A 26,790-nucleotide genomic window follows, 5' to 3' on the forward strand; every position below is an offset into this window, starting at 1 on the left:
CATTGCTGTTCGTCGTGCTCAGGCCAGTCGACAGCGAGCTTTCCACTGTCGAAGCCGACGTCGACAGCGAAGCCACATTGCTGTTCGTCGTGCTCAGGCCAGTCGACAGCGAGCTTTCCACTGTCGAGGACGATGTCGACAACGAAGCCACATTGCTGTTCGTCGTGCTCAGACCTGTCGACAGCGAACTCACCGCGGTCGACGTCGACGTCGACAAACTGCCGACAGCCTGATTAGTCGCATACAGTTGCGATCCGTTGATCGCATCGGTGCTCGTTTCCGTCACCTGTCCCGCTGCGACATTTGTAATCTGACGCTCCGCGTCCTGCGTCCCGACACTCACGACACTCGTCGGATTAGTACCCGCATAGGCATAGGTCGTACCACCTACCGTCCCGCTGGAAGTTGGATGAGGTACGTCGGTGATCGATCCCGAGCCGAGCGCCACGTCGCCCGAACTCGCCGTAGCCGTCGCACCATTGCCGATCGCGACGCTTCCTGTGGTGGACGTCGAAGTACCAGCGATTGTGTTTTGACCGAGTGCAACCGAACCCGGTCCTTGTGCCGTGTTCGTGTTGCCAATCGCCAGTGCGCCATCGCCGCTTGCCGTGTTGTTAGCCCCCAGCGCTGCAGCGCCCGTCCCGGTTGCAGTATTCGGATCACCAAGCGCGATCGCCCCGCTACCTGAAGCGGTCTGACCTTCCCCCAGTGCAATCGCGCCAGATCCCGACGCCACGGTCGAGTTATGACCACCCGCAATCGATCCCGGTCCGGCAGTTGTATTTACGGTGTTGCCGTCCCCAATCGCGACCGTTGAAGCCGCTGCGGCAGTAGACTGATGACCGATCGCCACGCTCTGATCGCCGGCTGCATTGACAGCATTGCCTACAGCCGTTGCACCGGCACCGCTGGTGATGGCATCCACACCCGCAGAGAGTGCATTGATGCCGGTCGCACCATCATTGTTGTAATTGCCGCCCTGAACACCGTTGTCGTTGACGCTGTAATAATGCGTGCGCGTAGCCGATACAACCGTCGACAGCGACGACACATTGCTGTTCGTTGTGCTCAGACCCGTCGACAACGAACTTACACCAGTGGACAGCGAACTCTCCGTCGTCGAGGTAGACGTCGACAGCGACGACACGTTGCTGTTGGTCGTGCTCAAACCCGTCGACAGCGAGCTTTCCACCGTCGACGCCGAGGTCGACAGCGACGACACGTTGCTGTTGGTCGTACTCAGACCTGTCGACAGCGAACTCACCGCGGTCGACGTCGACGTCGACAAACTGCCGACAGCCTGATTAGTCGCATACAGTTGCGATCCGTTGATCGCGTCCGTGCTCGCAGCACTGACTCGTCCGGCTGCGACGTTGGTGATCTGACGCTCCGCGCCCGATACGCCGACACTTACCACGCTCGTCGGATTGGCTCCCGCATAGTTGTACGTCACGTCCCCAACCGTGCCCGTCGCAGTCGCATTCGGTCCCGCCGTCACCGATCCCGAACCCAATGCGACATCACCCGAGTTCGCTACCGCCGTCGCACCCTTGCCGATTGCAGTACCGTTCGCGCCCGCCGTAGCCCCATCCCCCTGTGCTATGCCGTATGCTCCCGTGACCGCCGCCGCACGGCCAACTGCAACGCCCGAAGTCGCCGCAGCTGCAACGGACGACTGGCCGCCGAGGGCGATCGAATCCGATGCGGCCGCCTGCGCCCCCTTCGTCGCATTGCTACCGATCGCGATCGCGCCAGAACCTGACGCGATGACGGAATTAGCTTGCGACAACGGCGTCGTACCGTTACCACCCGCACCACCAATTGCAACTGAATTCAACGCATTGGCAGTCGAACCGAAGCCAAGCGCAGTAGCCGCTGTGCCGCTCGCGGTCGATTCAAGACCCGCCGCCGTCCCGAACAGTCCCGCGGACGACAGCAGGCCAGAAACTGTCGCACCGGTACCCGTTGCCTTGGCAAACGCACCCGATACCGTTACCCCCAAATTTCCGTTGCCGCTTGAGTTACAACCAACCACCATCGAATAGGTACCCGATCCATCCGCGGCATTACTCGACGTTGGTCCTGGATTGAAGCGACCAACTACGCCCGAACTTCCGGTATTGCACGACTGCACTGTATTGACAGTATTTGCATTGGCAAGCGAAGGTATCCCGATCACCAATGCCGTAATAACAGTGGCAACAACCGAAGACTTGTTCGGCTTGCCACGCGCCGAATCGATTTCCGATGTCGCAACCCATGTACCAAGCGCGTCATTCCAGATGACGCGGTAGATCCGGTTCATATTATTAGCACTCCGATATTTTATATGTAAAAATTACTACTTTCGTTTTTCGTCCCAGCCACTTTAGAGCGTGTTAAATACCTTGAAGTACTGGCACGGCGTGGACAGGCATGAGCATGGCGAAGACGATGAAGCGCCTGCCTGCGAGGGTCTCGGGCAGGCGCTCGCAATCGCGTGCCAGTCGCCTGAAGCGATTCAGCTATCCGAAGCTGGGCTCGACCACCCAGCGATGGGGCAGCAGCACGAAGCCTTTCTTTGCCTCGGGCAATCTGATGACCTGCAACTCCATACCTTCGGCGTGTGCGGCCTGCGCAACTGTGTCGCCGATATAGCCTTGGTCTGCAAAGGCGTGTTTTACCGTTTGCCCCGTGACGTACTCAAGCTGGCGGGCAAGCTCGTCGACCTGTGCGCGCTCCTGTTCGTTGGTGGGCGTAACGTGTACAGCGAGCAGCAGGCCCAGCGTGTCGACGGCCATATGAACCTTGCTGCCCCGCCTGCGCTTGTGAGAGCCATAGCCCGCGCACGGTCCGCTTTTGCGCGTGGACTGCAACGTGCGGCAATCGAGAATGACCCTGCTGCGCCACGCGCTGCACCGAGCGCAAATCGTTGACCATCTAGCACGGCGTGACCCCGAACCAGTTGTTCCACTGGCGCACGCTGTACCAGGACAGGAGCCTGTTGGCGGTCGAGGTTTGCGAGGGAGTGGTTCCCGCATCGGAGCGGGCCGATGCATTCAAACAGATTCGCGAGCTGCAGCGGATGCTTGGCAAAAAGACGATGGAGGACGAGATTCCCCGCGAAGCGGTCGAGTATGGTCCTGCAAAAAAATGGATGGCGTACTCGCCGTCGCTGCCGGAGGATGAGCGGTGAAACTGGTTTGTGAAGTTTCCGGCGTGTCGCGCCCGAACGTATCGGTACGCCGGGGGCGCGCGGCCACATGGCGCGATGGGCGGTAATCCAGGCAGACCGATGATGCGGTGGTGGTCGAAGAAATCCGCCGGGTTGTTGGTGATTTGCCCAGCTATGGCTATCGCCGCGTCTGGGAAGCGTTGCGCAATGAACGCGTTGCTGCCGGACAGGTACCGCTCAATGTGAAGCGCATCTATCGCGTCATGCGTGCGCATGGTCTGCTGATGCAACGCCGCCTGACTCAGCCTCGGTCGCAACGTCGGCACGATGGCAAGGTGGCCGTGGCGCGCAGCAACCAGCGTTGTTCGGACGGCATCGAGTTCCGTTGCGATAACGGCGAACCGCTGCGCGTGACGTTCGCGCTGCACTGCTGTGATCGTAAAGTAATGAACTGGGCGGCCACGACGGCGGGCCGCAGCGGCGACATCGTATGTGACGTGATGCTTGCTGCAGTGGAAAATCGGTTTGGCAATGCGTTGCATACACCGTCCGAAATCGAGTGGCTGACCGACAATGGTTCGGGCTACACGGCCGACGACACGCGCCGGTTCGCAGTGGTCATCGGCCTGAAGCCATTGACCACGCCGGTGCGCAGCCCACAAAGTAACGGGATGGCCGAGAGCTCCGTGAAGGCCATGAAACGCGATGACGTCGCCTTCATGTGAAAGCCAGACGCGGCGACTGCGGCACGCAATCTGTACCATCGCGGTCGAGAATTACAACGAGAAGCATCCCCATAGCGCGCTGAAATACCGCTCGCCTCGCGAGTTCCGGCGCTCGATGGATTCAGTAATCCTTACTGTGATGCTGTGTCCGATCCTGCTGGGTCAAGTCCAATTCCGCCAGGTTTCCACGTTTGGCTGAAAGCGCCTAACACGCTCTAGGAATATTTAATACAGACTAATCTGGCTTACGGAAATTTTCAAGCTAGTTGTCACCCCAACAATTTAATTTCAGGCGGCCTTCTTCTCTTGATGACGGTTTGGGGCGACGCCCTGGTTGTCTCTGCGATCCGGGAGATAGGGTTGGCCGGCTGGAAGAGGAAAAAAGTACGTACACGGTAATTTGTTCTCTCCGAAGCATCTTAACGGTGATCTTTGCTATTGAGATTCCCCGTTAGATTCGGTGATTCTGAAGATCTTATGATTGATTGACAGGGTGCCGTTGCTTTCCTGGTATTATCATAAATGACGCATACGTACAATAAGTGTTGGTTCCGGGTGATCGGTGCGTGGCTTATGCGCTTCGCAGGTAGTGCGTCACGGCTGGTTTGCCATCAGTACATTTTCCTGTCTCAAATGCGGCGGCTGGCTATGGTGGTAAAAATCAATGTAGTTCACCTGTAGTGGTAATCCCCCCGAAGAACCACTGGGATCGGAAGTAGAGTTTTCCCGTTGAGGGAGTTCTACAGAATGAAGAAGTCGAGATTCACGGACAGCCAGATCATGGGCGCGCTCAAGCGCGTAGATGTTGGACTGACGGTGCCGGAGCTGTGCCGGGAGTTGGGTATCAGCACAGCGACGTTCTACAAATGGCGCTCGAAGTACGGCGGCATGGACGTGTCGCTGATCGCGCGGATGAAGGAACTGGACGCCGGGAACGTGCCGCAGCGGCGATACGGATTGCGCGAGATGTTCAACGCATTGCGCTGGATGGCGCGAGCCGGTGCGTCCTGAAGAATGCTGCCGACCAACTTCCTGCCTTGGGAACAGGTCTATCAGCAAACGCAACGCTGGTTGAACGCGGGTTGCTTTGAGACAATGGTCAACGACTTGCGTTCGGCGCCGCGCGTGGTGCAACAGCGTCAGGAGCAACCCAGCGTGGTTATCCTGGATGGACGTACGCTGCAGTCCACATGCGAAAGCTGTCCGCGCGTGTTACGACGGGCATAAACGCAAGCGCGGAAGCAAGATCCATATGACTGTCGATACACTGGGCCTGCTGCTCGCAGCGCACATTACGCCGGCCAACGAGCAAGAGCGCGCACAGGTAGCCGAGCTGGCGCGTCAGCTCCAACACGTAACCGGACAGACGGTAAAACTTACATTCGCTGACCAGGGTTATACGGATAACACCGCTGCACAGGCTGCACGTGAAGAAGGCATTGAGTTGCAAGTCATCAAGCTCCCGAGGCGAAGAAGGGTTTCGTGCCGTGGCTTCGCAGCTGGGCTGGGTGGTCGAACGCAGCTTCGGCTGGCTCAACCGCTTCAGGCGGCTGCACGCGACTACGAACGCTTGCCCGAAACCTGGACAGGCTTGCACTTTGTCGTCTTCGCCATGCCCATGCTCGTTCATACTAGACCGATTATGCAAAGTGCCCAACCTGCCTTAGGGGGAGCATGAGACGCTATCTTGCCGACACATTTGCAATGGTGATTTTTTCGATTGCCATAGGTGCTTTCGTTGAGATTGTCATCACGGGGCTGACGATAGAGCAAACCATCAAAATACGTGCTGCTGCCATGCCAGTCTCGTTGTTAGTTGGAAGGCCATACGGAATTTATAGGGACTGGGTGTTCAGGCGACTAGGTAGTGCAGAAAAGACGCCGCTACAAGAAATCCTGCTGGATACCTTCATCAATTTGACGTTCCAGATTCCTCTTTATTCACTGATATTGGCATTGAATGGCGCCAGGTTTTTGCAGATTCTTACGGCAGTCAGTTCAATTCTTGTCATCGTTGGTCTTTCCGGTCGCCCCTACGGCATTTTCCTAAGAGGATGTCGGCGGTTGTTTAAAGTACCTGACACGCTCTAAGACCTCAAGTAATAGCTTCTGCTTGAGCGCAGTACATTCCGGCGCTGCCTCAATTACGAGGCCCGCGCCTGAAACCGATTCTGCGAGGTCGCAACACAAATGGACTTTTATTTGTTCGATCATCCGTGTGAATCTCAACCTCGCCCTGGACACGGAAATTCTGACGCCTCCCGGCGTCGTTATACGGCGCACAACGTGAAGCTCCGCGCTTCTTTCACCACGCGAACCGGGCGCTTTCGATGCCTGGGTGGTTTTCGCAACTCACAGAGTTGCTCGACTGCACTCCCGTTCAACGGGTCTTGCGCTGCCGTGCAACTGCACCACGCAACATCCACATATTCTTGAGTCACACCGTAACCCACCCCGGCTATCGGCCCGAACAGACTTAAGGAGGCAGTCATGCAAATGACAACTGAATCAGCACTGAAAATCAAGCCACACGTGCCCGAAGAAGCAGTGCAACTTGACGATATTCCCTGGAGACCGTTTCCCGATGCACTGTCCGTCGGTGGCATCCGCTGGAAATTCTTGCACGCATCGCCGGAAATGGGTGGATGGACGGCAATCTTCGATTGTCCTGCAGGCTCTTCGTTCAACGCACACTTTCACGTCGGGCCGGGCGAATACTTCCTTACCAGGGGCCGGATGGACGTGCGCGGTGGCGCCGAACAGGGTGGCGACACTGTCGTCGCACCCGCGTATGGCTACGAATCGGCGAACGCCCGTCACGACAAGACGTATTTCCCTGTCGATTCCGAGTTCTACATGACGTTCCTCGGGCCCCTCGAATTCATCAAGGAAGATGGGACTCCCATCGTCGTTGTGACGTGGGACGAAGCCCAGCGTGCCTACATCGACTAGAAAATTTGCACTCAACGCAGAGGTCAACATGTCAGTCACCACCGTTCCGGCTGCCGAAGCAACCAGCCAGATTTTCGACCACCATCTCGGTGCATTCGCGCAGGGTCTCGACGAACTCCTGAAGGACTACGACGACGGTTCCGTCATCGTCACGCCTGAGAAGACCTATCGCGGCACTACGGAAATCCGCGGCTTCTTTAAGGCATTTCTCGATGATGCCCAGCCAGCATTCTGGGACGCATTCAAGGTCACCAGCAAGAGTACGGAGGGTGAAATCGCCTACCTCGCCTGGGAAGCCAGGCCATTCATCGAACTGGCGACCGACACGCTTTACGTCAGGAACGGGAAGATTGCGGTCCAGACGTTTACTGCATTTTCGGGCTGACTGCAAAGAGGCTGCGATGGGCGAGCGCGAAGCCTGCGTTCGATGCCGGTAAAACATCTTGGGAGACAGGCATGGCAGGGAAACTCGAAGGCCGCACCGCGGTCGTTACGGGCGCCAGTTCCGGGAACGGTCGCGCAATTGCAGTGGCCTTGGCGCGGGAGGGCGCTCACGTGGTGTGCTCCGACCTGAAGAAACAGGCGCTGCCGGGTGGCTACGAAAAAGACCTCGAAGTCGATACCGACGCGCTCATCAGTCAGAACGGTGGGAAAGCGACGTTCATCGCGGCAGATGCGAGTAAGGCCGTAGACGTGCAGAACGTCGTCGCTGATGCGGTAGAAAAGTTTGGCAGGCTCGACATCATGGTGAACAACGCGGGCGTGTTCACCGGTTTGCACAACATCATCGACGAAACCGAAGAGCAATACGACTTCACGATGAACGTCAACGCCAAGGGTGTGCGGCTGGGGTGTAAATATGCCATCACGCAGTTCATGAAGCAGGAGCCGATTAAAAGCTCGACCGGTGCCGAACTGCGGGGCCGTATCGTGAACATCGCGTCCATTGGCGGCCTGGTCGGACTCGCACTCGAGCCTGCTTACTGTGCCTCCAAGGGGGCGGTGGTCAACCTGACACGTGAGCTCGCAATCGATTTCGCGCCGGAGCGAATCAACGTCAATGCCATTTGCCCAGGTTTCCTCGCAACGGCGATGGTTCGTTCCTTCCTTGAGAAGGAAGACACCAACAAGCTTCTCCATGACCTCACACCGTGGCCACGTGTGGGAACCGCCGAAGACGTGGCACGTGCGGCGGTGTTCCTCGCGTCTGACGACGCCGAATGGATGACCGGCTCGATGCTGACCGTAGATGGTGCATTTACGGCGCGATAGCGCTCTCTGAAAAAAGGAGACATCGACCATTTCACAGGAGGAATACCATGAGCAGGTTGAAAGACAAGGTAGCTATCGTCACCGGCGCAAGTTCGGGTTTCGGCCGCGGTATTGCACTCGCGTTTGCAGAAGAAGGCGCAAAAGTCGTAGTGAGCGACATTCACGAGGAGCCGAACAAGGGCGGATTCGAGGGTAACGCGCAATTCACCACCGTTGGTGCCATCAGGGAAGCCGGCGGCCAGGCTACGTATGTATCGTGCAACGTGACAAAGCAAAACGAAGTCGCGAATCTCGTACAGGAAGCGGTGCGCGTGTACGGAGGCCTCGACGTCATCGTCAATAACGCTGGCATCTATCGGGCAGGCAAGCTGGCACACGAGTTCGCTGTCGAAGACCTCGACGCATGCTTCGACGTGAACGTGCGAGGTACGTGGTTCGGCTGCCAGGAGGCTATCAAGGTATTCCTGAGGCAGGGCCGCGGCGGCAATATCGTCAACATCGTATCGACTGCGGGCCTTCAAGGTCACCCTAATCAGTCCGTGTACAACATCTCGAAGGGGGCGGCAGCGAATCTGACGCGCTGTCTGGCCATCGAATACGGCCGCGACAAGATTCGCGTCAACGGCATCTGCCCGACTTACGCGAAGACGTCACTCACGCGTGCGCTATTCGACGACAAGGACTTCGACAAGGTGTTCACCGATGCAATACCGCTGAAGCGCTGGGGCGAAGTCGAGGACATCGCGAACCTGGCAGTCTTCCTTGCGTCGGACGAGTCGAGCTACATCCACGGCGACCTCGTTCGTATTGACGGTGGCGAAACGCTCTGCCGTTTCTCTGTCTAGGTTATTTCCACCGATACGGTTGCCATGGCTGCGTCGGTATTCGTATCTCTGGAAGCTGAGCATGCGCGCATGTCGGGGCTCAACATTAACCCGATGCCGGTGAAGGAGTTCAAGCGCGGCGACGAGATGCTTGCACGTTTTTTCTTCGTCCAGGACCCCAATGGCTACAAAATCGAAGTGCTCCAGCGAGCAGGCCACTACGTCTAACGGCGTGGGTGCCCGTATTCAATCGACGCGTGAAGTTCTGAAGAGAAGCCACGAAGACGGCCGTGACTATCTCGCCATGAACGTGCTGATAATCTTCGCGGAGAGACTCGACATGGCGAAGCCAGCGAGGCGAGTACGGGTCTGACACCGCAGGCGGCCGCGACTTCGACGGAAGCCGCCGCAAAGCATCACTCCGAAACTCCGTTCAAGCTTGTGCGCAAAGCCGAGCGGCGCATGTCGCCCGGCGACAATCCGTAGCGCTCCTTGAATGTCCGGCAAAAGTGGCTAACGGAATTGAAGCCCCATCTAAACGCGATTTCGGAAACCTGCAATCTGTGGAACGCGGGGTCGGTCAGTGCCTGTTTGCACATGTGCAGTCGACTGTTGAGGACATATCCGGATACAGTCAAATCGCTGCGCTGAAACAACATGTGCAGATACCGCAACGAAATATTGTTCGCTTCGGCGATGCGGGCCGGGTTCAGGTCTTCCTCGTGTAGGTGTCGCAGAATGAAATCCTGCACGCGCCGGAGCGTGGCCGCGCTCGCGTCGAATGTCGCTGCGGGTTGCTGGCCGGAGAGCGCGATCCCAAGAAGTTCCAGCGTCGAGCGGCTCACTGAGCCCTGAACGGTTTCGTCAAGCGAGCCAATCTGATTCGATAGTGCGAGCAGATGCACGGCGAGCAGTGAGCCAACGCCAGTGCGACTTTCAATCTTGCCACCCGATGGTGGCGTTTTACGCTCGGGTAAGCGCTCCCTCATGAGTGACCACGGAATCATGAGCGTTACCTTGTGCAGCCGTTCCAGCACTTCGAACTTGACGACCTGGTTCGTCGTCCATACCACCAGATCTCCTGAAGCCACTTCGACGCCGGAATCGCCAATCCTGAACCGCTCCCGACCTCCGGTTGTGAGCTGCACACCGACATAGAGCTCGTCGTCTCGTCGCACTTGACCGCGAGTGCGTTCACCGACACAGGGGTCGCAAATCGTTTCGACGATACCCGCGCCGGCGAAGTGATGATGCTTCACGTGGGCATAGAACGTTGCAGGTAACCGTTGAGGCACTTGCCAATCACGATAGCTCTGGCTGAGAACGTCTTCCCAGGCGTCCGTGCGGTCATTGACGGGGACTAGCTCGCTTGACCACTCGTTGGAAGCATTTGGCAATTTTGTCTCCTGTCTCTAGCTGCAGCGCCACTTCTATTGGAGGCGCTTGCGCGTCTTTTGAGCGTACTCCTCAACATCCTCGCGTTCCACGGGGGCAACCCTTATCAGACATTCTATCTTCATCGATGCAATTCTTTAGGGTCGCATGAGCAATGTCCGAGGCGAGACGAGACGACGGCCGGTACCGCTATTAAGGACTCTCATGCTCGACGCTGTAGTCGAAACCGCCAGGCACTTCGAAAGACTGATCTCGACGGCTGGTCCAGGCCGAAACTCGTTGAATGGGTAAGGGGGAGGGGAAGTGATCTTTTCGCGACGAAGGCGAAGGGCCCATACCTGACCTGACGGAACAGCAGTTTCAATCGACTGCGCCACCGGCAGGCGTTGTTCTGCATAGCCCATCGATATAGTCCGCTCACTCCTGCGTCACGCGGCGACGATCGTCGTCGAAAGTTGTCCTGTCATAGGCTTTCTGGCACGTCGCTTCGTTTCGCGTGGGCGGAGCCGCCGGATGCGCTCGCCCGTCTGTTTCTCGATGTCACGGGTGAATTGCCTGACGACGCCAGTTTCCTGCGTCTGCGGCGGATTTCTGGTGCGCTGAAGCTGCGGGACAACGATGCGTTATGGTCAGTACTCGCGGCACTCGAATACTACACACGACTTTACGAAGCGATGCCGGACTGCATCCGCAAAGTCGGGGGCGACAGTTTCGGGGCCGTACGCCGGGAGGCCGGGGAGGAGACCGATGCCCTGATGCACCGGCACCGTGACGCGCTGGCGCGCTGCAAGGCGACGATCCAGCTTGCTGAGGACATGATCCGGGAACACGAGGCGAGGTATCAGGCCGCGCTGGCGACACTCAACGAAGCGTCGCTCGTCGCGCTTGCGGACCGGATGGCGCATCGGGTCGCAGGAATTGCCGGGAACCGGCTTGTCGGTGCGGCGGCGGTGGCGGCGCGGGAACAGCGCAAGCGGATGGACGACGCGGTGGGCCTGTTTGAACAGGCGGTAGCAGAAGCAGCGAAACGGGCACAGGCAGGCTTTGACGTGACCGAACGGCGCCTGGCTCGCACGCTGGTTCGCCTGCTGGTCGTTACGGTCAGCCTGTGCGTGATGCTGATTGCTGCTGCATTCTGGGTGGTCGAACACGCCCGATGAACGATACTCCCTACCCGCGCGAACGCGGGCAGGGAGCGGGGCGTTATGCCGTGTGCTGCACGGTTTATGCATTCTTCACGCTGGCGCCGGTCGGGAAGGGCCACGCCAGGCGGCTTCCGTCCGCTGTTGCAGGGTCAGTTTCCTGAGCGCTGTTTTCATCTGCGCTGGCTGCCTGCGGGTTTTCCGCTTCGCCTTCGTCGTCCGGGCCGCTCACGACACCGTAGGCGCGTATCACCGGCACTTCCCGATCGGTGAGCACTTCCGGGAGCCATGCTGATTTTGCGAGCCGCAGTTCCGCCCAGGCGGCGGCATCGCCCTTTTTCATCCTGCTGAGATCAAGGGCAATCTTCGGGGAAACAGCCTGCATGGCGATCTCCACGATACGTGCCTTGCTGACGTGATCGAAATACGAGGCGCGTGTCGGCGTCCAGTAGTGCGTCATGTCGAGTTGCAGCGCGTTGCTCAGGGCATTGATGGCGTGCGGGCCTTCCGTGCCGGTTACACCGTCGAGCAGGGTACCGGTGCAGAAGGCGAGCAGGTCGGGCAGCGTCGTGCCGGGGTCGTGGTCGGTCAGCCATGGCAGCAGGTCGGCCAGTCGCGCGGGCAGGGCCGTGAGCCACTGCTGGCGCTGTGCGCCGATGATGCTCCATGCTGTGCTCGCAGACAGGTCGTCAGCGGCCTTGAGCAGTGCATCGTGGTTGCTGGCGGCGTTGAGTTCCAGGTAGTCCTGGCTGGTGTGCCCGTACCGCTCGGGGAACGCCACCGGCACGAGCCGGTACAGCAGCGCGGCGAGGGCAACAGATGGCTGTGCGATCAGTTCCGCATGGAGGGCCGCGGTGCGATGGGCGCTCAGGCGCTGGCAGAGCTTCGCGCTGTGAACCGGTTTGGGCTTCCGGCTTGCCTCGGCGAGCGTGGAAACGGCCTGTCCGACCGTGATATCGCCGTTATCGCGATCTGCATTACTGTCACGTCGATCAGCCCACGCTCGATGATCAGGTTGCCTTGTGGGTCGAGCATGACGAACGCACCGGCTTCGGCCATCTGCTGCGCGTCCCATGCCTGTATCTGCGTTTCGAGCACCTGGATCGCGGCGGTGACAGCGTCCAGTTCGGCCTCGATCTTTTCGCCTTCCCCGTAGGCGTTTTCATCATCTTCCGACAGCGCGTCGTACTGTTCCGCGAGTTCATCCTGCCGGGCGGTCAGCGCATCCATTTGCCGCTGCTCGTCTTCCGTATAGGGACGGTCGAGCGGATCGAGCCGGTGGTAGCGGTTCAGTTCGGGCACGTCGCGTTCGATGCGCGTTTCGGTCCAGTTCCAGCCCTCTGCGTGCACTTCTTCCGCCACGGCTTCGAGCTTTTCGCCGGCGAGCCGTTGCAGCAGTTCGGCGTCAGCAATGAATCCGGCGTTGTCGGTGTCGCTGAAGAGGTCGCGCCGGACATAGCCGCCCGCTGCCTCGTAGGCTGCGAGTCCGACAAAGCGCACCAGACGGCTGCGGCTCGCGTCGATTTCCGCCTGCGTGATCGCTTGCCGCAGATACTGCGGGGCACGCTGCCAGTCGTTCGGCGCATCGAACCAGACGCGCTCCTGCGTTTCGTGATCGTCGGCCAGGGCGAGCGCGGCCAGCTGGTCGAGGGTGATGCCGTCCTCGCACAGCAGGGCGAGCAGCTTCGGAGACACGCTGGCGAGCTTCATGCGCCGTCTGACCGTGAGCGGCGAGGCTGAGAACAGTGCCGCAATGTAATCGACGCTACGGCCTTCCTCCGCGAGCAGCCGGTAGGAGCGCAGCACGTCGAACGGATCGAGTCCTTCGCGCTCGCTGTTCTCGATCAGCGAAATGGCGAGGGCTTCGCCTTCGCTGACGATCCGCACGGGCACCGGATAATCGGCGGTGATGTGCTTCTGTTCGAACAGCAGGTCAAGCGCAGCCTCGCGACGCTGGCCCGCGCAGACACCATACTTGCGTTGCCTGCCACGTGATCCCTTCATCTCGTGGACGACGAGATTCTGCAGCAATCCCTTCGCGCGGATATTGGCAGCGAGTCCCGGAATGCCCGACAGGGGATTCGTGCGTGCATTGAGTGGCGAGCGTCGCAGGCTGGCATACGGCACGGTCACGATGGGTTGTTCGTTGCCGAAGTGGGTTTCGAGCGGGGAGGCCGCTTCGGCGGTTTCTACCTGAGTGGTTTCGATCTGGGCTTGCATGATTGACTCCCGAAGATTGAAAAAGCCAGGGCCGTGGTGTTGCCAGAACCTGTCAGGACTCGACCCGGCGAGGAGTCCTGATGGGTAAGGGCGTGATGGAGCAGCGAGTCATGCCCGCTGCTCCACTGGTACTTACGCCTTCATCTGGCGCATGGCGTCAGCGAGCATCCACAGCGCGCGGTTGAGCTTCACGTTCTGGTCGATGCCGGTGATGGGACGCGTGGACATCGCGCGACCGGTGCGCGAGCGACCGTGCAGTCCGCCTTTGGTGAGATTTTCCTGCACGCGGTTAAAGACCGTCCAGAGGTCGTCGCGGCGATCCTCGAAGCGACGCGGAGCGAGCAACTGGTTTTCGGTGATGGGGGCCGGTGCCTCTGCGTCGGTCGGGTCGTAGCGCAGGGCGAGCGCGGAGCGGGCAAACGCCTGCTGTTCGTCGCGATCGAGCGTCACGTCGCGCATGGCGTCCTTCTGCTCGCGGATCAGGTCGAACCCGTCGAGCACATCGAATGCGCCGTTGATGACGTTCTGCACGATGTTGCCTTTGTGCGGCACGCGGATATCGACAACGTTCTCGCCTGCCACCATGCCGTTCTGGCAGACGAAGCGCAGCACGCCCGCGAGCATCTGGTAACTGCTGGTGCCGTCGTGCGAGTTCAGGAGGACGATTTCGTTGGCTTCGTCGCCGTTGATCTGGTCGGCGTGGCGCAGGCGAAGCATGTGCTTCGTGTATTCGCGTCTGCTCTGATCGCGCACGCGGGTCTGACAGATCATGAACGGCTGGAAACCTTCGTTGCGCAGGCCGCGCAGTACGTCGATGGTGGGAATGTAGGTATAGCGTTCCGAGCGGCTTGCGTGCTTGCCGTCCGCGAAGATGGACGGGGCGACGCGCAGAATCTGGTCGTCCGACAGGGGCGCGTCGGCCCGAAGCATCGGGGAACCGTAACGGAAAGAGGAAGTGAGTTGCATGATTATCTCCACAGCTAGAGGGTTGAAGTACGGGCTGTGGGATGGCCCTGGCGCTTACGCGGGAAACCTTCCCGGTGGAACTCGGGGTTGGCTTCTGCTTTTGCCTGACGCCCTGTTTCCTGCCCGTGCGACCCAGGGAGCCGGGGGCGGGGCGGTGTCAAGGAAAGAGGCGAGGGATGGTGCGGGCAACACGGTTCTTCGCCCCCGCCCTCGGCTACGGTCGCGGGACAGGGCAGGAAACGGGGCGGCAGGCAGATGCCAAGGTGCGAGTTCGACGGAAGGAATGGCGAACGCGTCTTCTGCAGCGTCAGATTGAGGTCGAGCGCGTAATCGAGTGTGTGCGCGGCCAGACGCCGCAAGCGACCCCGGCGGCGCTGCAGGATGATCCTAGGCAACTGCTTTCGGCCGCAGGCCCTCGGCGGGATCGGAGATGAGACGGTGCGTCAGCGCGAATGGGCGGGAGAGCTTTTTTCGATCCTTCGCCCGGGGCGCAAGCGGGGGCGGGAGTATCCGGCCTTTCAGGCATGGGCGGGTATTACAGGTGAGCCGTTGCGGCAGGTTCTGAAGGCGCTTGACGAGCCGGGATGCGCCGAGGCATACGCGTTTTTCACGTCGCTCAACGATCTGCTGGGTGGCCTGACACCCATCGAAGCGATGCTTGGCAAGATAGGTTCGGAAAGGGATGTCGACGACGATGCTCGACGGCTTCTGTCGACATCCCCGAGCGATCGAACGGAAGCGGTCTCTCACGCAGCCTAGGCCTATGCGGCGGTGCTTGCGTCATGAGTGCTGCGTCGTCGGGCGGATTCCGAGGCCGGGACCTGGAACTTGAGCTGCTGGATGCGAACAGTGAACCCCTGGTCCGCCTGTTCGCGCATCCGGGTGGGGATTGGGACCCGCCAGAAGAAAAGTACCGGAATCTGCGAGTCGACCCGCCGGCTGGCCACAAGGATGCGTTTGCGGTTCTTTATACCGGCAACACGCTGGCGACAGTCGCGATCGAGTGTCACATCCTTGCGGCGGACGCGGCCGACCGGTACCTATTTGCACCGGAGCCTTCGAAATCAACGCGAAGCGCGATGAAGACGCGAACGGATTGATGCGCCTCCAGTTCAAAATGAACCTCAGTGAAACTCGGATTCCGACGTGGGTTTGCCATCAAGGACGCCGCTAGCCCCGTTGGTCTCCCTGCGAGGATATGGACCGGTGTAGCCAAGCCTCCGGGATATGTCTTCGCCCGTGCGTTGAGTGAGTTCGCGGATGTGTGCTTCCTGTGGGCGAAGCCGATAAGTCGGCCCCGTGACGCTGACGCCGGCCAGCATGTGCCCGACTTCATTCCAGATTGGCGCCGTAATTCCGCTCATGCCTTCGAACATGTTCTCATGCGAGATCGAGATCCCGTGCTCGCGAATACGCTCCAGTTCCACGAGCAGGTCTTCTTCGTCGATGATGGTGTGCGGCGTAAATGCTTCCAGAGGGCTGCGCCTCAGATAGGTCTGGCTCCATTCGACAGGCTGATAGGCAAGCAGCAGCTTGCCTATCGAAGTGGAGTGAAGCGGACGGCGCAGTCCCACCGGAAGGGAGAATCGCACCGGCTTGCGCGTTTCAATGATCTCGATGGTTTCGGCAAGCTCTTCGTCTTCGGCGAGAATGCCGAGCTGCACCGTTTCGCCGATATTCGCGAAGAGCGCCTGCAATGCAGGGCGCGCAGTCGGCAGGAAGCGTTCCTTGGCGGTTATCGCCGCGGCGATCGCGTAGGTCTCCGTGCCGAGACGGTACATGCCCGATACGTTGATGACGTAGCTCGATGCCTCGAGCGAGCGGAGGAGCGTGAGGAGGCTGGTCTTCGGCAGGTGCGTCAGGGCGGCCAGTCTGGCCAGCGTCAAGCCGTTCGTGCTGATCGCCAGTTCGTAAATTACCTGCAGCACCCGGGCGGGCGAGCGTGTCGTCTCGTATTGTTTGCGCGAAGTTATGCCTTCCGCGTCGGACTTGTATCTGTTCATCACCGTGTCTTGGCGGAATCCGGGAATTGCGTTGACCTGTGTTCCGCGCCGGGCGGCGGGCTCCCGTTCACCGCAGCCACCGGCAGGTCATTATAGCGGAAGCAATTTTCCGGAGGCCGGGGCTCGAGTGGGCCTCCGCGCGGCGTCGCGCGGAGGTGCGGGCCGCGTCGGCCGTGATGCGGCGATCAGCCTTGCTGGTCCTGGAAGTAAAGCTGAGCGGGGTTGTCGACGAGGATGCCATGAAGCGTTGCCGGATCCTGCGCCCACTGCGCGAGCCGGTTCAACAGTTGCCCGTCGTCCGGAACGTCCTCTTCGTACGAGACGTGCGGCCAGTCGCTGCCCCACAAAACCCGTTGCGCATTGATGGACACGAGCGCGCGGGCGCGTTCGTCGTCGGGCGAGAAACGCCATGCCGAGAGCTTGACCCACGCCTTGCCTTCAGAGAGCAGATCGTGAAGGCCGCGAAAGCCCGGTGATGTCATCGAACTTCCCTGATACACATGCGCCATGTGATCGAACACGACCGGCACGGGCAGCCGCCGCAACAGGGGGATGAGTGCTTCGATATCCTCAGAATCGATGAAAAGCTGGACATGCCAGCCGAACGGCTGGATTTTCGCGGCGATCTCAGCGATCTCATCCACGCTCGTTCCCCCCGCCACGACGCGCTGGAGCCGCACGCCTCGTGCGCCGCGCGCATGCATGGCGGCGAGCGTATCTTCATCGACGTCCGGCTCGACCACGACCACCGCGCGGGCATGCTCGCCCATTTGCTCTGCCGAGTCCAGCGTGCACGCGTTGTCTTTCGCGAAGAAGCTCGGTTGGACGATCACGTTTCGTTCGATGCCGGTTGCACGCTTCATGCCGAGGTAGTCGCCCAGCGTCGACTCGGGCGGTTGCAGCGAGCGCGTTTCGCGCAACGGGTACTGCCCGAATGGTCCGACGATGTGCATGTGGGTGTCGCACGCACCGGGCGGAACCGCGAAGGACGGCGGTTGGATATCTCGACGGAATCCGAGTGGGTTCGCACGGGGTGGCGTTCGATTGACGGTCATGGTCTTGGGTCGGGAGGGCCGGTTCACACAGGCTCGGTGTTTTCGGAACGGCGGTGGCCGGTGGCCGGGTCGCCAGCTTGTATTTTCATGCTAGGCATTCCGATATCGGACGTCAATATAAAATTCGGAACAAAACTTGTTGACGGTTCCTGAACTCGTGCGGTTTAATGTTCCGAAATAAGAACGAATATTGATTTTCGGAACAAAATTTGCCGAAACAGGAGACATGACATGGCGGGACAAGTGGTGCGTATCGGCGCTGGGGCAGGCTTTGCCGGAGACCGGATCGATCCGGCGCGCGATCTCGCCGAGCGCGGCAATCTGGACTACCTCATATTCGAGTGCCTGGCGGAGCGCACGCTGGCCTATGGGCATTTGCAGCGGGCGCAGGACTCGGCCCGTGGCTACAACCCGCTGCTGGAGAAGCGGCTGAACGCGGTGCTTCCCGCCTGCATGGCGTACGGCACGACGATCGTCACCAACATGGGGGTCGCGAATCCACGGGCCGCAGCCCACGTCGCGATTGAGGCCGCTCGCAGGATGGGCCTGCGCATTCGCGTGGCCGTGGTCGAGGGCGACGACGTGACTGCCCGCATTTCCGATGCGACGTTCTTGCCCGAGATCGGCAGGACGGTTGGCGAGTCCGGCTTGCGCCTTGTCGGCGCGAACGCGTATCTGGGCGCGGAAGCCATTCTTCCGGCGCTGGACGCGGAACCCCACCTCGTGATCACCGGACGCGTCGCCGATCCCTCGCTCTTTCTCGCGCCGCTGGCGCATCGCTACGGCTGGAAGCTCGACGACTGGGCGACGCTCGGGGCGGGCACGGCCGTGGGCCATCTGCTCGAATGCACCACACAGGTCACGGGCGGCTACTTTGCCGACCCGCCGTATAAAACCGTGCCAAATCTCGCGTACGTGGGTTTTCCGCTTGCCGAGGTCGATGCCGACGGAAGCGCCGTCATTACGAAGCTGGAACGGACCGGTGGATGCGTCACCGACCTGACCGTGAAAGAACAATTGCTTTACGAGGTGCATGACCCGAGCGCGTATCTCACGCCTGACGTGACCGCCGACTTTTCCAACGTCCGCATCGACGATACCGGCGGCGACCGGGTCGCTGTCAGCGGTGCAACAGGACGCGCGCGTCCCGACCGGCTGAAGGCGATCGTCGGCTTCGACGGCGGCTTCCTGGCGGAGGCGGAGTTCAGCTATGCCGGCCCTGGCGCGGTGCAGCGCGCGCAGCTCGCAGCGGCAATCGTCGAAGAGCGCATGCGCAACGTTCACGGCTGCGACGAACGCATCCGCCTCGATCTGATCGGCGTGAATGCGCTGCACGCTACCGCCATCCGCCGGCCGGTCGAGACGCAGGACGTGCGTTTGCGGGCGGCGATGCGTACCGGTAGCCGCGACATGGCGCAGACGCTTCTGTCCGAAGTCGAAAGCCTGTGGGTTGCGGGGCCCGCGGGCGGCGGCGGTTACCGGGGCAGTGTCAATGCTTCGGTCACGACACAGGCCGTGTATGTCGGCCGCGATTCTATCGAGACGAAGGTGGAGGTGTTGCAGTCATGAAAAGAACGGTTCCGCTCCGTGAGATTGCGTCGGCCCGTACCGGCGACAAGGGCAATGTGTCCTGTGTCTCGGTCTGGCCTTATGACCCTAAGCATTACGAAGATATCAAGGCTTCCTTGACGGCGGAGCGCATCGCGAAAGCCTGGCCGGATCTATTCCGGGGCCCGGTCGAGCGTTTCGAGATCCCCGCGCTCCAGGGTCTCAATTTCGTGATCCACGATGCGCTGGAGGGCGGCGTGAACGCTTCGCTGAATCTGGATTTTCATGGCAAATCGTTCAGCTTCCTGCTGCTGGAGCTACCAGTCGAAGTGAGCGATCTCTAACTTTGCGGCGGGAACGGACGGTTATCCGAATACATAAAATAAATTCAGGAGACAAAAATGCAGAACACGGTTTATGCCGCGACGCGGCTCGACAGATTACCGCTGAGCGCTTTTCACTGGCGCCTGTTTTTTCTGATCGGAACCGGGTTATTTCTCGATGCGTTCGACGTTTATCTGGGCGGTGTCGTCACCGGCACGCTGCTCAAATCCGGCTGGTCGACGCTGGAGTTGAATGCCTGGTTTACAACACTCACCTTCGCCGGCCTGACGGTGGGCGCGTGGTGCGCGGGTGTGCTCGGCGACCGCTTTGGCCGGCGCTTTTCGTATCAGCTCAATCTGCTCATTTTCGGTGGCGCGTCGATTGCTGCGACCTTCGCGCCGAGCATGTACTGGCTCATCGCGCTACGGTTCATCATGGGAATTGGCATGGGGGCCGAGATCGTCGTCTCGTACGCCATGCTCTCTGAGTTCGTGCCGCCCCGCTATCGCGGCCGGCTGCTGGCCGCGCTTTCCCTTTTTGCGAATTCAGCGGTGTTTGTTGCGTCACTGGCCAGCCTGTGGATCATTCCGGCTTTCGGCTGGCGCTACATGTTCGCGGTCACCGGGGTGGCCGCCGGCATCGTTTGGTTGATGCGCAAGAAAATGCCCGAGTCGCCGCGCTGGCTCGTCAGCCAGGGGCGCTTCGACGAAGCGCAGGCGGTGCTGGAGGCGATCGAATCTTCCGTTGCCCGCAAGCATGCTCTGCCCGACTACCTGCGCGAAGATCCCGTGCAGCCCGAGGCCGTGCCGCTCGGCGTGCTCTTCAGGACGCCGGTGGTGTGGCGCACGATTGTCGGCTCACTGATCATGGTGACGATCGGATACAGCATCTACGGGCTGATCAACTGGCTGCCGTCGTTTTTCGTGCACCAGGGTTTCAATATCGTGAAGTCGCTGACCTATAGCACGGTCATGTCGCTCGGCGCGCCGGCCGGCACGATTATCGGCATATTCGTTGCGGACCGGTTGGGCCGGCGCCCGGCGATCATTGGCGCGGCGCTCGCAACGGCCGTCATCGGGCTGGCCTACCAGCACACGACGTCGAGCACGGCGCTGCTGTTCGCCGGTTTTTGTCTCGTTGCGGGAATCTACGTTCTGGTGGCGGTCGGCCAGGGCGCCTACGTGCCGGAGCTGTTCGCAACGCCGTACCGGCTGCGTGGCAGCGGCATTTGCGGCACGGCTGGCCGCGCGGCCAGCGCGCTGTGCCAGTTCTTCGTGCTCTGGCTCTTCACGGTGGGCGGCGTGAACATGGTGGTCGGGTCGGTGGTGGGCATCCAGTTGCTGTTGGCGGTGATGGTCTGGCTACTGAAAATCGAGACGAGCGGATTGCGCCTGGAGGAGACAGTGGGCGATGGCGCGAGCTTCGGGGCACAGGATCAGCAAGGCGCGGTCAATGTCAGTCACTGAGCGCTAAAGAGCGACGGTAGTGCGGATTCGGTGGGGTTCAGAGTATAGATTATTTAGTCATGCGAACTTAAAAGATGGCATGAACCACCGTAGCGGAACAGATCATCGGAGGCAGGGCGTTGCCATGAAAATACGTTACATGATCGGGGCAGTGGCATTGAGTCTTTATGCTTCGAGCGCGTGGAGCCAGTCGTCGGTCACGCTTTACGGGTTGATTGACGAAGCGATCCGGTACGACAACCATCAGACGCCGTCCGGTGGTCACAACATCACGATGGGTACGGGCGGTGCGATTTTGGGGAGCCGCTGGGGATTGCGCGGCGTCGAAGATCTGGGCGCCGGGACGAAGGCCATCTTCACGCTGGAGTCGGGCTTCATTGCGAATACGGGCGCCATGGCGTTTCCCACGCCGAGCGGGCAAACCCGCATATTCGGGCGGCAAGCCTTTGTCGGGCTGTCGAAAACGGGCTGGGGCACGCTGACGTTCGGCAGGCAATATCTGCTCGCCTATTTAATGGGTGCGTCGCACGACACATTCGCATTCGCCAACTATGCGGCGACCTGGGGGTTCCAGGCGGCCGGGCTGGTGGGCGGCGCGCGGCTCGACAACACCGTGCAGTACAGCTCGGACAACTTTCACGGATTCAGGCTGAACGGGGCTTACACGTTTGGCGGCGTGGCCGGTGACATCCATCGCAATTCGTCGCCGGCGGTGAGTGTCGGCTATGACAACGGCGCGCTCAGCGTGGGCGTCGCGTACCAGATCGTCAACGACATCGGCGGCGAAGTACCGGCGAATAGCGGGTACGGGAACACGTATTTCGGCATTGCCATTCCACAAAGCTTGCAAAAGATTTTCATGGCCGGCGCGACCTGGACGCTCAGCAACGCCGCACTGTACGCGCAATATATTTACAGCCATGTTTATCCGGCGGATTACCGGAACGATTCGATGTCGCTGGGCGCAGCGTACCGGTTCAGCCCGGCATGGGAAATTCGCGATGCGGTCTACGTCGATATCTTGCATCACGCGGCAGGCGAGGGCGCGAGAATTACCACCGGCCCCATTCTGTTCTATCACGTCTCCAAGCGGACGGACCTCTATACCGGATTCAACTACAACCACCTGAGCGGCCAGTGGACGAAGCTGGCGTCGACCAGCGGATTTACCCAGTCTTTTAACGGCTACAACTCGCTGTTTGAAGGCGTGCTTGGGATGATTCACCGATTCTGACCGGATATGCGTGCGTACGCGGCTTCTCGTTCGCGAAGCACAGCATTTCTGTTTTACGCAAGCGCAGCTAGTTTGGAGGAAACGCAATGAACTCGGCAGGAAGGCTGGAAGGCAAGATCGCGCTCGTCACGGGCGCTGGATGCATCGGACCCGGATGGGGCAATGGGCGCGCAATCGCTGTACGGTTTGCCGCCGAGGGCGCGCATGTCGTCGCGATCGATCGCGACCTCGCATCGATGGATGAGACGCTGGAGCTGATCCGGCAGTCGGGAGGGCAGGTCACGCCATACGAGTGCGACGTGACCGACAGCGGGGCGATCGCCCAACTCGTCGCGCAAAGCACGGCGCGCCTGGGCCGCATCGACGTGCTCGTGAACAACGTGGGGGCGCCGGCGCCAGGGGGGCCTGTGCAGCTGAGCGAGGCGCAGTGGGAAAAGCAACTGGAGCTGAACCTGACGACAACCTACCTGATGTGCCGGCACGTGTTGCCGGTGATGGAGCAGCAGGGCGCCGGCGTGATCGTCAATATCGCTTCGACGTCGGGCATTCGCTGGACGGGCGCTGCGCAGGTCGGTTATGCGGCAGCCAAAGCCGGCGTGATCCAGATGACGCGTGTCGTGGCGGTCGAGTACGCGCAAAAAAATATCCGCGTGAACTCGGTGGTGCCAGGGCTGCTGCATACGCCGCTGGTCGACACGACGGTCGCCCGCAACCAGACCGGCGGCGATGTTGAATTGCTGCTGAGCAAGCGTAAGGCACGCATCCCGATGCCATTCATGGGCGATGGCCGGGACACGGCCAACGCCGCGCTGTTTCTCGCGTCGGACGAGGCCCGTTTCATCACGGGCACCGAAATCGTCGTAGACGGCGGCATGAGCGCGCGCTGCGACTGACGCGAAACGGCGCTTGCGCATTTCGCCCCTTTCTGCAACTCAATACGGAGTTTCCATGGCACGCATTCCCTATCCCGATCTCAGCGCCGGTGAAATCGCGCCGCTGGTCGATCGCATCGTCGCCGAGCGCGGCCGGATGCTCAATCTCTATTCCATGCTGCTGCACAGCCCGCCCGTTTGCGAGGGCTGGCTCTCGTTCCTGACCGCGATTCGCCAGCGTTCTTCGCTGCCCGCGCGGGTACGCGAGATGATCATCATGCGTATCGCGGTCATCAACGACGCCGACTACGAATTCCAGCAGCATCGTCCTATTGCGCTGTCCGTTGGCGTGAGCGAGGAAGAAATCGACGCGTTGCGAATGGGCCGTCTGAACGGATTCGACGACCGCGACCGGGCGGTGCTCGCCTACTGCGACTCGATGACGAAAAACGTGCACGTGCCGGACGACATCTTCGCGGCTGTACGGCGTCACTTTGATGATCGGGAACTTGTCGAAGTGACCGCGACGGTCGGAGCATACAACCTGGTGTCGAGGTTTCTCGAAGCGCTCCATGTGGATCACGACGATTAGCGTGCTCGCGCGCATCGATATCGCTTTACGACGAAACTGTCTGGAAGAACATCCATGAATCATTCAAAGAAGGTCATCATTACCTGCGCGGTCACGGGATCCATTCATACGCCCACGATGTCGCCGTATCTGCCCGTTACTGCTGAGCAGATCGCGCAGGCGGCGGTGGACGCTGCCGAAGCGGGCGCATCGATCGTCCACCTTCATGCAAGGAACCCCGCCGACGGGCGGCCGACTCAGGACCCTGAAGCATTCGGTGCGTTTCTGGGCGAGATCCGGCGACGCTCCAACGTGGTCGTCAACATTACGACCGGCGGCAGTCCGCACATGAGCGTGCAGGAGCGCCTGAGGCCAGCGCTGCACTTCGCGCCGGAACTGGCCTCGCTGAACATGGGGTCGATGAATTTCGGGCTGTATCCGATGCTGGACCGATATGCGCAATTCGATCACGCATGGGAGCGCGAGCATCTCGAGAAAAGCCGCGATCTGGTCTTTCGCAACACGTTCGCCGATATCGAAACGGTTCTCACCTCATGCAGTGCGCAGGGTACGCGTTTCGAGTTCGAGTGCTATGACACATCGCACCTCTACAATCTCGCGCATTTCGTCGATCGCGGGCTCGTCAAACCGCCATTCTTCGTGCAGAGCGTTTTCGGGCTGCTTGGCGGGATCGGCTCGCATCCCGAAGACCTTGCGCATATGAAGCGGACGGCCGACCGGCTGTTTGGCGCCGACTACGTATGGTCCATTCTCGGTGCGGGACGCAACCAGATGCGCCTCGCCGCGATCGGCGCGGCTCAGGCATCCTGCGTGCGCGTGGGGCTTGAGGACTCGCTTTGGATCGCCCCCGGCGAACTCGCGAAAAGCAACGCTTCTCAGGTTGAGCAGGTGTGCAAGATTTTGGCAGGGCTTGCGCTCGATGTGGCAACGCCGGACGAAGCGCGGGCGATGCTGGGGCTCAAAGGCTCGGACAACGTTCGGTTCTAGATCGCGCTATCGGCGACGTTCAGGAGCCGCTCGCACGGCAGGGATCTGGTGCAAATCTCGCGGATGTGAATCGGTTAGTCGTGCAGAAGGGCAAGTCACTGATGCATGTGGCACCGGATCGTGGCAAACGTAGCGGAGGGCCGTGTCGGGTTGAGTAGTTTTACGGCAAGCGGGGGCAGGGAGGACAAATCTGGAGGGTGACGGAACAGCAGTTTCAATCGACTGCGCCACCGGCTGGCGTTGTTCTGCATAGCCCGTCGATATAGTCCGCCCACTCCTGCATCACGCGGCGACGATTGTCGTCGAAAGTTGTCCTGTCATAGGCCTTCTGCACGTCGCCTCGTTTCGCGTGTGCGAGTTGCGCTTCGAGAACATCGATGTCGATGCCGAGTTGCTCCCGGCCAACGGTCCGCAGCATGCCGCGGAACCCATGAGTAGCGTGTTTTCCCTGGAAACCCATCTCGCGCAGGGCCTTGCTTAACGCGTCGCGATGTAAATGCGGAGTCTTCTGACGAGCCGGAGACGGAAACACATAGTGTCCGCGGCCTGTAAGCGACTGCAATTCGCCGAGCAACGCAACCGCTTGCTTGGGTAGAGGCACAATAATATGGTCGTGGCGCATCTTCATCCGCACGGCCAGAACATGCCATTCGCCCGCTTTCAGGTCAATTTCGTCCCACGGTGCAGATGCGACCACGCCGGGGCGTAAGCTCGTGAGCATGGTCAGTTTCAGTGCGGCCCTGGTAATCGGCGACTTGTAGGTATTGATGGCTTGCACTAGCGAGGCGATCTCGGTGGGTTTCGTAATCGCCGGGATGTGGCCTTTCTCGTGTCGCGGGATGACGCCGCGCAGCGACAACGGAACACCGTCGTCTCGCAGGCTATGGTGGATCGCATACGTCACGATGCCGCCGACGTATTGGCGAGCCTTCGTTGCGAGATTGGGGGCATGCGCCGCTATTGCTTCCAACACCGGTTTGACTTCCGACGTCGCGAGCGTCGAAATGGGCTTGCTGCGTAATGGCGGGATCAGGTATTGCCGAACTACGAACTCCGCTTTGCGGTAAGTCTCGTCGGCCCACTCCTTGCGCTTGAACGCGAGCCAATTCTCCGCGACGAGACCGAACGCTCCTTCAGCGATCCGTTTGCGTGCAGCGGCCTCGGCATCTGCGATGCTCGACCGGATCAGTACCATCACGCACGAGACTACGCGTAATCGCAGCTGACTTGCGCGCGTCGACGAGTGTAACTTCGGGATAGGGACCAAGACTGAGAAAGTTCTCCTTTCCCGTACTCGGGCGACGATAACGGAGCAGCCACGTTTTGCTTCCGTCCGGCCAGATGCGCGGGGCAAGCCCGTTACCGTCCGAGAGCAGGTAAGGGCGTTCGCGCGGTTTGGCGACGCGAAACACTACTTCGGACTTCGGTTCGGCGTGTTTGGGCATCGCTCGGTACCTCGATTCCGTGTATACGCAAGAAAGAGTGTACGCAAAAATCGCCGATGCCACCGGTATATGACGGCTGTCCACGGAAACAAAAAACCCCGTAAGACTTTAATCTTACGGGGTTTCTCGAACTACTGCGGCTTACGCCGGAACAACCGTTGGTGCCCAGGAGAGGACTCGCTTCATTCTTGTAAATAACTGTATTAAAAGATTTTTATTCGAATTCCGTGGAGGAATGTACTAGCTGATGTACTACATCGTCGCTTACAGACCTATGCGTAGCCGTTACAAAAATCGAGCCTACTGGGACGGCGGCGAGTTCGCGTTGCGGCCCAATTTCATTGTTGCTTATACGCAACGAACGTGTGTGTTACATGAGCTGTGACCGTGACGAACCCTGGTTCCACGAATGCTTGAAGCGCCGATGTCGGCGTGCTTCTCGCTGTCTACTCAACCCTCCGTCTTCGGCCAACAGGCGATCCCGGGTTAAAAGGCAGCTTTCGTGGGGGAGGAAATTATTGAGTGGGTGTACCGCATTGCAGCTAGCCCGAGATTGAAGTCTGCGCTACCGAAATCAAGTCCGTCTAGCGGTGCGATTTAGCCGATATCTGGCC

General features: G+C 60.2%; 24 protein-coding genes and 5 pseudogenes. 19 read left to right on the forward strand and 10 right to left on the reverse strand.

Annotated elements, in window-relative coordinates:
* The coding region (locus F3J20_RS24015; RefSeq protein ID WP_275691482.1) for an ESPR-type extended signal peptide-containing protein at positions 1–2,305 on the reverse strand (2,305 nt) is incomplete at its 3' end.
* Between the two features lie 73 nt (positions 2,306–2,378).
* A pseudogene (locus F3J20_RS24020) lies at positions 2,379–2,919 on the reverse strand (transposase); the annotation flags it as partial.
* A 4-nt stretch (positions 2,920–2,923) separates the two neighbouring features.
* On the opposite strand from F3J20_RS24020, the pseudogene F3J20_RS24025 reads away from it, so the two are divergent.
* The 9 genes and pseudogenes from F3J20_RS24025 to F3J20_RS24065 form a co-directional block, all read left to right on the forward strand.
* Positions 2,924–4,003 (forward strand): annotated as a pseudogene (locus F3J20_RS24025) (IS3 family transposase); the annotation flags it as partial.
* 623 nt (positions 4,004–4,626) lie between these two features.
* Positions 4,627–4,809, forward strand: a pseudogene (locus F3J20_RS24030) (transposase); the annotation flags it as partial.
* A 9-nt stretch (positions 4,810–4,818) separates the two neighbouring features.
* A pseudogene (locus tag F3J20_RS24035) lies at positions 4,819–5,557 on the forward strand (IS5 family transposase); the annotation flags it as partial.
* Positions 5,554–5,970, forward strand: a complete 417-nt coding sequence (gene alaE / locus F3J20_RS24040; protein WP_167284720.1) for an L-alanine exporter AlaE — start codon at positions 5,554–5,556, stop codon at positions 5,968–5,970. The pseudogene F3J20_RS24035 and the gene alaE, both read left to right, overlap by 4 nt.
* Positions 5,971–6,369: 399 nt before the next feature.
* Positions 6,370–6,831, forward strand: coding sequence for a 2,4'-dihydroxyacetophenone dioxygenase family protein (locus F3J20_RS24045; protein WP_240162885.1), 462 nt, complete (start codon positions 6,370–6,372; stop codon positions 6,829–6,831).
* Positions 6,832–6,859: 28 nt separating this feature from the next.
* Positions 6,860–7,216, forward strand: coding sequence for a nuclear transport factor 2 family protein (locus tag F3J20_RS24050; protein WP_167284721.1), 357 nt, complete (start codon positions 6,860–6,862; stop codon positions 7,214–7,216).
* 71 nt (positions 7,217–7,287) lie between these two features.
* The gene (locus F3J20_RS24055) at positions 7,288–8,103 is read left to right on the forward strand and encodes an SDR family oxidoreductase (RefSeq protein WP_167284722.1); all 816 of its coding nucleotides are present in this window, start codon (positions 7,288–7,290) and stop codon (positions 8,101–8,103) included.
* A 47-nt stretch (positions 8,104–8,150) separates the two neighbouring features.
* Positions 8,151–8,948 (forward strand): SDR family oxidoreductase, encoded by a 798-nt coding sequence (locus F3J20_RS24060; RefSeq protein WP_167284723.1) that lies wholly within the window; start codon positions 8,151–8,153, stop codon positions 8,946–8,948.
* Positions 8,949–9,038: 90 nt separating this feature from the next.
* Positions 9,039–9,155, forward strand: a pseudogene (locus F3J20_RS24065) (lactoylglutathione lyase); the annotation flags it as partial.
* A gap of 188 nt (positions 9,156–9,343) precedes the next feature.
* Here F3J20_RS24065 and F3J20_RS24070 read toward each other — a convergent pair.
* The gene (locus tag F3J20_RS24070) at positions 9,344–10,324 is read right to left on the reverse strand and encodes a helix-turn-helix domain-containing protein (RefSeq protein ID WP_167284724.1); all 981 of its coding nucleotides are present in this window, start codon (positions 10,322–10,324) and stop codon (positions 9,344–9,346) included.
* A 453-nt stretch (positions 10,325–10,777) separates the two neighbouring features.
* On the opposite strand from F3J20_RS24070, the gene F3J20_RS24075 reads away from it, so the two are divergent.
* Positions 10,778–11,482: a hypothetical protein gene (locus F3J20_RS24075; RefSeq protein WP_240162886.1), complete on the forward strand. Its 705-nt coding sequence runs from the start codon at positions 10,778–10,780 to the stop codon at positions 11,480–11,482.
* Positions 11,483–11,546: 64 nt separating this feature from the next.
* Here the strand turns inward: F3J20_RS24075 and F3J20_RS32225 are convergent, their stop codons facing one another.
* The 3 genes from F3J20_RS32225 to F3J20_RS24085 all read right to left on the reverse strand — a co-directional run bounded on the left by F3J20_RS32225 (position 11,547) and on the right by F3J20_RS24085 (position 14,650).
* A complete protein-coding gene (locus F3J20_RS32225; protein WP_240162887.1) occupies positions 11,547–12,245 on the reverse strand; it encodes a hypothetical protein in 699 nt (232 codons plus the stop codon).
* Positions 12,246–12,331: 86 nt separating this feature from the next.
* A complete protein-coding gene (locus tag F3J20_RS32230; RefSeq protein WP_240162888.1) occupies positions 12,332–13,684 on the reverse strand; it encodes a ParB/Srx family N-terminal domain-containing protein in 1,353 nt (450 codons plus the stop codon).
* Positions 13,685–13,816: 132 nt separating this feature from the next.
* Positions 13,817–14,650 (reverse strand): DUF932 domain-containing protein, encoded by an 834-nt coding sequence (locus F3J20_RS24085; RefSeq protein ID WP_167284725.1) that lies wholly within the window; start codon positions 14,648–14,650, stop codon positions 13,817–13,819.
* 381 nt (positions 14,651–15,031) lie between these two features.
* Between F3J20_RS24085 and F3J20_RS24090 the strand changes: the two genes are divergently transcribed.
* Positions 15,032–15,409 (forward strand): hypothetical protein, encoded by a 378-nt coding sequence (locus F3J20_RS24090; protein WP_167284726.1) that lies wholly within the window; start codon positions 15,032–15,034, stop codon positions 15,407–15,409.
* A gap of 23 nt (positions 15,410–15,432) precedes the next feature.
* The gene (locus F3J20_RS24095) at positions 15,433–15,750 is read left to right on the forward strand and encodes a hypothetical protein (RefSeq protein WP_167038665.1); all 318 of its coding nucleotides are present in this window, start codon (positions 15,433–15,435) and stop codon (positions 15,748–15,750) included.
* A 24-nt stretch (positions 15,751–15,774) separates the two neighbouring features.
* Here F3J20_RS24095 and F3J20_RS24100 read toward each other — a convergent pair whose 3' ends face one another.
* Together F3J20_RS24100 and F3J20_RS24105 are read right to left on the reverse strand one after the other, a co-directional pair.
* Positions 15,775–16,653, reverse strand: a complete 879-nt coding sequence (locus F3J20_RS24100) for an IclR family transcriptional regulator (RefSeq protein WP_167284727.1) — start codon at positions 16,651–16,653, stop codon at positions 15,775–15,777.
* Between the two features lie 185 nt (positions 16,654–16,838).
* Positions 16,839–17,735: an amidohydrolase family protein gene (locus tag F3J20_RS24105; RefSeq protein WP_345889915.1), complete on the reverse strand. Its 897-nt coding sequence runs from the start codon at positions 17,733–17,735 to the stop codon at positions 16,839–16,841.
* A gap of 204 nt (positions 17,736–17,939) precedes the next feature.
* Here F3J20_RS24105 and F3J20_RS24110 point away from each other — a divergent pair, with 204 nt between their 5' ends.
* The 7 genes from F3J20_RS24110 (at position 17,940) to F3J20_RS24140 (ending at position 24,731) form a co-directional block, all read left to right on the forward strand.
* Entirely contained in the window at positions 17,940–19,277 is a 1,338-nt protein-coding gene (locus F3J20_RS24110; protein ID WP_167038661.1) for an acyclic terpene utilization AtuA family protein, read from the forward strand.
* Entirely contained in the window at positions 19,274–19,600 is a 327-nt protein-coding gene (locus F3J20_RS24115) for a hypothetical protein (protein WP_167038659.1), read from the forward strand. Before F3J20_RS24110 ends, F3J20_RS24115 begins: the two co-directional genes overlap by 4 nt.
* Before the next feature lie 57 nt (positions 19,601–19,657).
* Positions 19,658–21,046, forward strand: a complete 1,389-nt coding sequence (locus F3J20_RS24120) for an MFS transporter (protein WP_167284728.1) — start codon at positions 19,658–19,660, stop codon at positions 21,044–21,046.
* Between the two features lie 124 nt (positions 21,047–21,170).
* Complete coding sequence (locus tag F3J20_RS24125; RefSeq protein ID WP_167284729.1) at positions 21,171–22,280, forward strand: porin; 1,110 nt, start codon at positions 21,171–21,173, stop codon at positions 22,278–22,280.
* Positions 22,281–22,366: 86 nt separating this feature from the next.
* A complete protein-coding gene (locus F3J20_RS24130; protein WP_167038655.1) occupies positions 22,367–23,173 on the forward strand; it encodes an SDR family NAD(P)-dependent oxidoreductase in 807 nt (268 codons plus the stop codon).
* A gap of 55 nt (positions 23,174–23,228) precedes the next feature.
* Positions 23,229–23,744 carry a carboxymuconolactone decarboxylase family protein gene (locus F3J20_RS24135; protein WP_167284730.1) on the forward strand — a complete coding sequence of 172 codons (516 nt, stop codon included), beginning with the start codon at positions 23,229–23,231 and terminating at the stop codon, positions 23,742–23,744.
* 54 nt (positions 23,745–23,798) lie between these two features.
* Complete coding sequence (locus tag F3J20_RS24140; protein ID WP_167284731.1) at positions 23,799–24,731, forward strand: 3-keto-5-aminohexanoate cleavage protein; 933 nt, start codon at positions 23,799–23,801, stop codon at positions 24,729–24,731.
* A gap of 214 nt (positions 24,732–24,945) precedes the next feature.
* On the opposite strand, the gene F3J20_RS24145 is transcribed toward F3J20_RS24140, so the two are convergent.
* Positions 24,946–25,926 (reverse strand): site-specific integrase, encoded by a 981-nt coding sequence (locus F3J20_RS24145; RefSeq protein WP_240162891.1) that lies wholly within the window; start codon positions 25,924–25,926, stop codon positions 24,946–24,948.
* Positions 25,865–26,176: an integrase arm-type DNA-binding domain-containing protein gene (locus F3J20_RS32235; RefSeq protein WP_240162889.1), complete on the reverse strand. Its 312-nt coding sequence runs from the start codon at positions 26,174–26,176 to the stop codon at positions 25,865–25,867. Before F3J20_RS32235 ends, F3J20_RS24145 begins: the two co-directional genes overlap by 62 nt.
* Between the last annotated feature and the right edge of the window lie 614 nt (positions 26,177–26,790).

Source organism: Paraburkholderia sp. Cy-641 (genome assembly GCF_011752945.1).
In the GTDB taxonomy this organism is placed as follows: Bacteria; Pseudomonadota; Gammaproteobacteria; order Burkholderiales; family Burkholderiaceae; genus Paraburkholderia.